The organism is Vibrio sp. S234-5, from assembly GCF_000960595.1.
Lineage (GTDB): Bacteria > Pseudomonadota > Gammaproteobacteria > Enterobacterales > Vibrionaceae > Vibrio.
The window spans coordinates 160,991-167,439 of sequence record NZ_JZAM01000228.1; the positions used below are offsets into that span (position 1 = coordinate 160,991).

Annotated in this window: 7 protein-coding genes; 5 read left to right on the forward strand and 2 right to left on the reverse strand. The window is 45.3% G+C overall.

The window, feature by feature from the left end:
* Positions 1-118: 118 nt before the first annotated feature.
* The 5 genes from cysZ (at position 119) to crr (ending at position 5,005) form a co-directional block, all read left to right on the forward strand.
* Positions 119-856 (forward strand): sulfate transporter CysZ, encoded by a 738-nt coding sequence (gene cysZ / locus UF06_RS14350; RefSeq protein WP_045571046.1) that lies wholly within the window; start codon positions 119-121, stop codon positions 854-856.
* A 155-nt stretch (positions 857-1,011) separates the two neighbouring features.
* Positions 1,012-1,980 (forward strand): cysteine synthase A, encoded by a 969-nt coding sequence (gene cysK, locus UF06_RS14355; protein ID WP_045571047.1) that lies wholly within the window; start codon positions 1,012-1,014, stop codon positions 1,978-1,980.
* 276 nt (positions 1,981-2,256) lie between these two features.
* The gene (locus UF06_RS14360; protein WP_045571048.1) at positions 2,257-2,514 is read left to right on the forward strand and encodes an HPr family phosphocarrier protein; all 258 of its coding nucleotides are present in this window, start codon (positions 2,257-2,259) and stop codon (positions 2,512-2,514) included.
* A gap of 137 nt (positions 2,515-2,651) precedes the next feature.
* Positions 2,652-4,376 (forward strand): phosphoenolpyruvate-protein phosphotransferase PtsI, encoded by a 1,725-nt coding sequence (gene ptsI, locus UF06_RS14365; RefSeq protein ID WP_045571049.1) that lies wholly within the window; start codon positions 2,652-2,654, stop codon positions 4,374-4,376.
* Positions 4,377-4,495: 119 nt separating this feature from the next.
* Complete coding sequence (crr, locus tag UF06_RS14370) at positions 4,496-5,005, forward strand: PTS glucose transporter subunit IIA (protein ID WP_039424649.1); 510 nt, start codon at positions 4,496-4,498, stop codon at positions 5,003-5,005.
* Between the two features lie 56 nt (positions 5,006-5,061).
* On the opposite strand, the gene UF06_RS14375 is transcribed toward crr, so the two are convergent.
* Both UF06_RS14375 and UF06_RS24530 read right to left on the reverse strand, forming a co-directional pair.
* Positions 5,062-6,189 carry a flagellin gene (locus tag UF06_RS14375; RefSeq protein ID WP_045571050.1) on the reverse strand — a complete coding sequence of 376 codons (1,128 nt, stop codon included), beginning with the start codon at positions 6,187-6,189 and terminating at the stop codon, positions 5,062-5,064.
* Positions 6,190-6,310: 121 nt separating this feature from the next.
* Positions 6,311-6,449 (reverse strand): flagellin (locus UF06_RS24530; RefSeq protein WP_264299427.1); only part of this gene is annotated, 139 nt, incomplete at its 5' end.

Consider the following 6,449-nt stretch of genomic DNA (forward strand, 5'->3'; position numbering starts at 1 on the left):
AAGAGAGTTAGAACAAATTAATGTCATAAGTTCCGTAATTGGTGTGATTTCTTCCACGCTTTTTTTCTCTCGCAAGTTGAGTACAATAAACGTTCTATTTCTTTTGCAGAACAACGAGATGAATACTGAGTACAATCAACGCAGTGGGTTTGGCTACTTTTTCTACGGCCTCGAACTGGCCTTTGCGCCACGTATCCGACGCTTCATTATTTTGCCACTGTTAGCGAATCTGCTGCTGGTCGGCGGTGCACTTTACTACCTCTTCTCACACCTAAATGGTTGGATTGACAATTGGATTGGTCAGTTGCCCGAGTTTTTGTCTTGGCTAAGTTACGTGTTGTGGCCTTTGTTGGCTCTCACCATCATTGCAACGTTTTCCTATTTCTTTAGCACCTTAGCGAATTTTATCGCCGCGCCATTCAACGGTTTATTGGCCGAAAAGGTGGAAGAGGCGCTCACTGGTCAATCGCTGAATGACGAGGGCATTGCGGCGGTGATCAAAGACGTTCCTCGCGTGCTCGCCCGTGAGTGGCGTAAGCTTCTTTATGTTCTACCGAAAGTGATTGGCTTATTTCTACTGCTGCTGATTCCTGCACTCGGGCAAACGCTCGGCCCCGTGCTGTGGTTTATCTTCACGGCTTGGATGCTTGCCATTCAATATTGTGACTATCCGTTTGATAACCACAAAGTGCCTTTTAACCACATGAGAAATACTTTGAAACAAAATCAAACCAAAGCCTACACCTTTGGTGCCGTGGTTTCGATATTCACCTCCATCCCGATTTTGAATCTGTTCGTCATGCCCATTGCGGTATGCGGTGCAACGGCCATGTGGGTAAATGAATTTAAACGTTGAACTTGTGCCAGATGAGCGAGTTTGTCTCGTCTGGCAACATTTCGTTCCAACAACGTCCACCCTCATAAGATATAACTTTTTAATCCTTTTCCGTTGTTTATAACCAGCATATTCTTTTGCCATATTCACTAAACGTGTAATGAAGGAACATCACCATGAGCAAAATCTACGAAGACAACTCTCTGACCATTGGCAATACGCCCTTGGTACGCCTAAACAAAGTTAGCAAGGGTAAAGTGCTAGCCAAGATTGAATCACGCAACCCAAGCTTCAGCGTTAAATGCCGAATCGGTGCAAATATGATTTGGGAAGCCGAGAAGGCAGGAACGCTTAAATCTGGTGTCGAGCTCGTCGAGCCAACCAGCGGAAATACCGGTGTTGCGTTGGCATTCGTCGCCGCTGCTCGTGGCTACAAATTAACGCTGACAATGCCAGAATCAATGAGCCTTGAGCGTCGTAAACTTCTCAAAGCGCTGGGGGCAAACCTCGAACTGACCGAAGCGGCGAAAGGCATGAAAGGGGCAATCGCCAAAGCCGAAGAGATCGTAGCCAGCAACCCAGAAAAATATCTGCTACTACAACAGTTTAATAACCCAGCTAACCCACAGATCCACGAAAAAACGACAGGCCCTGAAATTTGGGAAGCCACCGATGGCCAGGTAGACGTATTCGTTGCTGGTGTGGGTACTGGTGGTACATTAACGGGTACTAGCCGTTACATCAAAGGCGAGAAAGGCAAAGCGATCATCTCTGTTGCCGTTGAACCAGCGGAATCTCCTGTCATTAGCCAAGCGCTTGCGGGTGAGGAAATCAAACCAGCGCCACACAAAATTCAAGGTATCGGCGCAGGTTTCATTCCTGGCAACCTAGATTTAGAGATGATTGACCGCGTCGAAACCGTTACATCAGACGAAGCGATTGAGATGGCTCGTCGCCTGATGGAAGAAGAAGGCATTCTGGCGGGAATTTCGTCAGGCGCAGCTGTCGTTGCGGCAAACCGCCTTGCTGAACTGCCTGAATTTGAAGGAAAAACCATTGTAACTGTGCTACCAAGCTCAGGTGAACGTTATCTGAGCACGGCACTTTTTGCAGGGATTTTCACCGAGAAAGAGAACCAACAGTAATACGAATCCAAATCAATTTTTCGTTTAAAAAAGCCCCATTCAGGGGCTTTTTTGTTGATCCCTGCCTCACCTTTGGTAATATCGGGATGTTTTATTTTAAGCTTCAAAATAATTTATAACAACTATGTAACCTCTTAGGTAACGAGTTGCAGAAAATTTTGACTCGCGTCAGCTTCAACATGCTTACCGTACCCCGTCGCTAGCGGGCATCGAATAAAGCAGTTAAGCTAAAACTTGTCACTATCAACAAAAATACAATCAATTGGGGTATATCACATGTACGAGAAGCAAGTAGAAATCACAGCAGAAAACGGTCTTCACACTCGTCCAGCTGCGCAGTTCGTAAAAGAAGCAAAAGCTTTTGATGCGGATATCACTGTGACTTCTAACGGCAAAAGCGCAAGCGCCAAAAGTCTGTTCAAACTGCAAACTCTTGGCCTAGTGAAAGGCACTGTAGTTACAATTTCTGCTGAAGGCCCACAGGCTAAACAAGCAGTTGACCACCTAGTTGCTCTTATGGCTCAACTTCACTAATCCTGTTCTCCTCAACAAAGCCATTTAGCCAACTAAATGGCTTTGTTTGAAGATAAAATCCGATTAGTCGGCTACAGTTTTCGTTAGCGATTTAGTCACACATTCCCGTTTACGTTTGACCAACTTAAGGTAAGGCTATGATTTCAGGCATCCTGGCATCTCCTGGTATTGCAATTGGTAAAGCACTACTACTTCAAGAAGATGAAATTGTCCTAAACACTAACACTATCACCGCAGAGCAAGTAGACGCTGAAGTTAAGCGTTTCTACGATGCCCGTTCCAAATCTTCTGCTCAGCTAGAAACCATCAAGCAGAAAGCATTAGAAACGTTTGGTGAAGAGAAGGAAGCGATCTTCGAAGGTCACATCATGCTTCTTGAAGATGAAGAGCTAGAAGAAGAGATCCTAGCGCTCATCAAGAATGACAAGATGACAGCGGATAACGCAATTCATACCGTTATCGAAGAGCAAGCAACGGCTCTTGAGTCTCTTGATGATGAGTACCTGAAGGAACGCGCCACGGACATCCGTGATATCGGTTCTCGTTTTGTCAAAAACGCCCTTGGTATCAACATTGTTTCGCTCAGCGATATCAATGAACAAGTTATCTTGGTCGCTTACGACCTGACACCGTCTGAAACGGCGCAAATCAACCTAGACTACGTGTTAGGCTTTGCTTGTGATATTGGCGGTCGTACATCGCATACTTCGATCATGGCACGCTCACTTGAGTTGCCAGCCATTGTTGGTACAAACGACATTACCAAACGTGTTAAAAATGGCGACATGCTGATTCTTGACGCGATGAATAACAAAATTATCGTTAACCCTTCAGAAACTCAGCTCGAAGAAGCCAAAGCGGTCAAAGCAGCTTTCCTTGCTGAGAAAGAAGAGCTGGCGAAACTGAAAGATCTACACGCAGAAACTCTAGACGGCCATCGTGTAGAAGTTTGCGGCAATATCGGTACAGTGAAAGACTGTGACGGCATCATCCGCAACGGCGGTGAAGGTGTTGGTCTGTATCGTACCGAGTTTTTGTTCATGGACCGCGACGCTCTGCCGACTGAAGAAGAGCAGTACCAAGCATACAAAGAAGTTGCACAAGCAATGGAAGGTCAAGCGGTGATTATCCGTACTATGGACATCGGTGGCGACAAAGATCTGCCATACATGGAGCTACCAAAAGAGATGAACCCGTTCCTTGGCTGGCGCGCTGTACGTATTAGCTTGGATCGTCGTGAAATTCTACGTGACCAGGTACGTGGTATTCTGCGTGCATCAGCACACGGTAAACTGCGTATCATGTTCCCAATGATCATCTCTGTTGAAGAAATTCGCGCACTGAAAGAGGCTATCGAAGAGTACAAAGCAGAACTGCGTGCTGAAGGTTTGGCTTTTGACGAGAACATCGAAATCGGTGTCATGGTTGAGACACCAGCAGCAGCAGCGATTGCACATCACTTAGCCAAAGAAGTGTCATTCTTCTCAATCGGTACCAACGATCTGACCCAGTATACACTCGCGGTTGATCGTGGTAATGAGATGATTTCTCATCTTTACAACCCACTTTCACCAGCAGTACTGACAGTTATCAAACAAGTTATTGATGCATCTCATGCTGAAGGCAAATGGACTGGTATGTGTGGCGAATTAGCGGGTGATGAGCGCGCAACTCTACTACTATTAGGGATGGGGCTAGATGAGTTCTCTATGAGCGGTATCTCAATTCCAAAAGTGAAAAAAGTAATCCGCAACGCAAACTTTGCAGCAGTAAAAGCAATGGCAGAAGAAGCTCTTACCTTGCCAACCGCTGCAGAAATTGAAGCGTGTGTAGAAAAATTCATCGCAGTGCACGCGAAGTAATCTGCAGCCAAAATTCGAGTTTATAGAGTACGTTAGGCGACTAAAAAAAGTCGTCTAACAACTCGGATTGGTATACTATAATTCGACAGAATAAAACTAAACCTTAGGAGCATGACACAATGGGTCTGTTTGATAAACTTAAGAAGCTTGTATCTGATGACAGCGCTGATGCTGGTGCAATCGAGATCATCGCACCTTTGTCTGGTGAAATCGTAAACATTGAAGATGTGCCAGATGTTGTTTTTGCTGAGAAAATCGTCGGCGATGGTATCGCTATCAAACCAGCAGGCAACAAGATGGTTGCTCCTGTAAACGGTACTATCGGTAAGATCTTCGAAACCAACCACGCGTTCTCTATCGAGTCTGACGATGGTGTTGAGCTTTTCGTTCACTTCGGGATCGATACCGTTGAGCTGAAAGGTGAAGGCTTCAAGCGTATCGCAGAAGAAGGTCAAACTGTAAAAGCAGGCGACACTGTGATTGAGTTCGACCTAGCGCTCCTTGAAGAGAAAGCAAAATCAACCCTAACTCCTGTTGTTATCTCTAACATGGATGAAATCAAAGAGTTGAACAAACTTTCTGGTTCTGTGGTTGTCGGTGAAACGCCAGTTCTACGCGTGACTAAGTAATTATTTTTACTTAGAGCTGAACACAAAAAAACGCTGCAAATTGCAGCGTTTTTTGTTTATGCCAGTAATCCTATCGCGCCGCTTGGTGATTGTTTGGCCTGAGCCAATAAAGCAGAGGTGGCTTGCTGGCGGAACTGCGATTTTACTAAAGCAGTTGACTCTCTAGCAAAGTCGACGTCCTCTATCCTTCCTTTTGATGCAGTGACATTGCGATGAATATTTTGCAAATTGTCCATTGTTCCCGATACTCGGTTTTGAAAACCACCAATTTCACTCCGATGAGAATCAACGTATTTAATTGCACTATCTAACACTGCGACTGCCAGTTGAGCGTTACCCACTGTACTAATATCAAGATCATCGAGAGTAATCTCGTTATGCTCCTCAATATCTACTTCACTGTTAAAACTGCCGCTTATCTCTACTCCATCTGGCGCGTCACGATTTGAGACATACAACTGCAATCTGCCATCTTGGGTTACCGATGAGTTCACGACATCTTGGTGTGCGTTGATATAAGTCGCAACTTCTTCAAGATTATCTCCAGGTTTTAAGGAAAGCTGTATCTTCTGCTCCTCACCACCCGCATCCTGATAAGTAAAATTGAGTTGCCGAGAATCTTTTGCGACCTGCCAATCAGGGGAGAGACTCACATCTGCTAGATAGTGACGCCCGCCCATTTCAGGTGTCTGGGTACGCATGTTGTTTAATGTCAGTGTGATGGAGTTTGCATTCGCGCCAAGATGAAAACTTTTAGAACCAAATTTGCCGTTAAACAATTCAGCACCGGCAAAGGTTGTGGTTCTAGCGATTCTATCCATTTCATCTTTTAGCATCACCGTTTCCTGCTGCATACTCTGACGATCATCGTCGGTATTCGAGCCGTTAGCGGATTGCAAAGAGAGCGACCGTAATCTCTGCAGTATCGCACTGCTTTCCTGCAATGCCCCTTCAGCGGTTTGTGCCACTGAATAGGCGTTATTTGCATTGGTCAGCGCCATATCCAAACCTCGTATTTGCACATGTAAGGTATTGGCGATTTGCATGCCTGCAGCATCATCACTTGCACTATTGATTCTTGATCCGGAACTCAGATTTTTTTGGGTTTCAGCCACCTGACCTGCTGCGTTACCCAGATATCGCTGGGAGACCATCGCAGACACGTTGGTATTTATTGAAACCATTTATGCGATATTCCTCTCCTTTCATCTTGTGCCAAACCAGACATATACGTGATGTCGAAATCGTTGCCAGTTAAGGAGAAAAAGCTAAGTAACCACTTACTTAGCTTTTTCTCAATCTCTACTAACCCAGTAAGCTAAGCGCTGAGTTTGGCGCTTGTTTCGCCTGAGCAAGAATCGAACTGGATGCTTGCGACAGAATTTGTGTTTTGGTCAATTGAGTCGTCTCTTTGGCGAAGTCAGTATCTTTGATACGGCTCTTC

Coding starts and splice junctions, on each gene's coding strand:
- UF06_RS14375 (WP_045571050.1), bottom strand. CDS start 6,189: ATGGTTTCAATAAATACCAACGTGTCTGCGATGGTCTCCCAGCGATAT.
- crr (WP_039424649.1), top strand. CDS start 4,496: ATGGGTCTGTTTGATAAACTTAAGAAGCTTGTATCTGATGACAGCGCT.
- UF06_RS14360 (WP_045571048.1), top strand. CDS start 2,257: ATGTACGAGAAGCAAGTAGAAATCACAGCAGAAAACGGTCTTCACACT.
- cysK (WP_045571047.1), top strand. CDS start 1,012: ATGAGCAAAATCTACGAAGACAACTCTCTGACCATTGGCAATACGCCC.
- cysZ (WP_045571046.1), top strand. CDS start 119: ATGAATACTGAGTACAATCAACGCAGTGGGTTTGGCTACTTTTTCTAC.
- ptsI (WP_045571049.1), top strand. CDS start 2,652: ATGATTTCAGGCATCCTGGCATCTCCTGGTATTGCAATTGGTAAAGCA.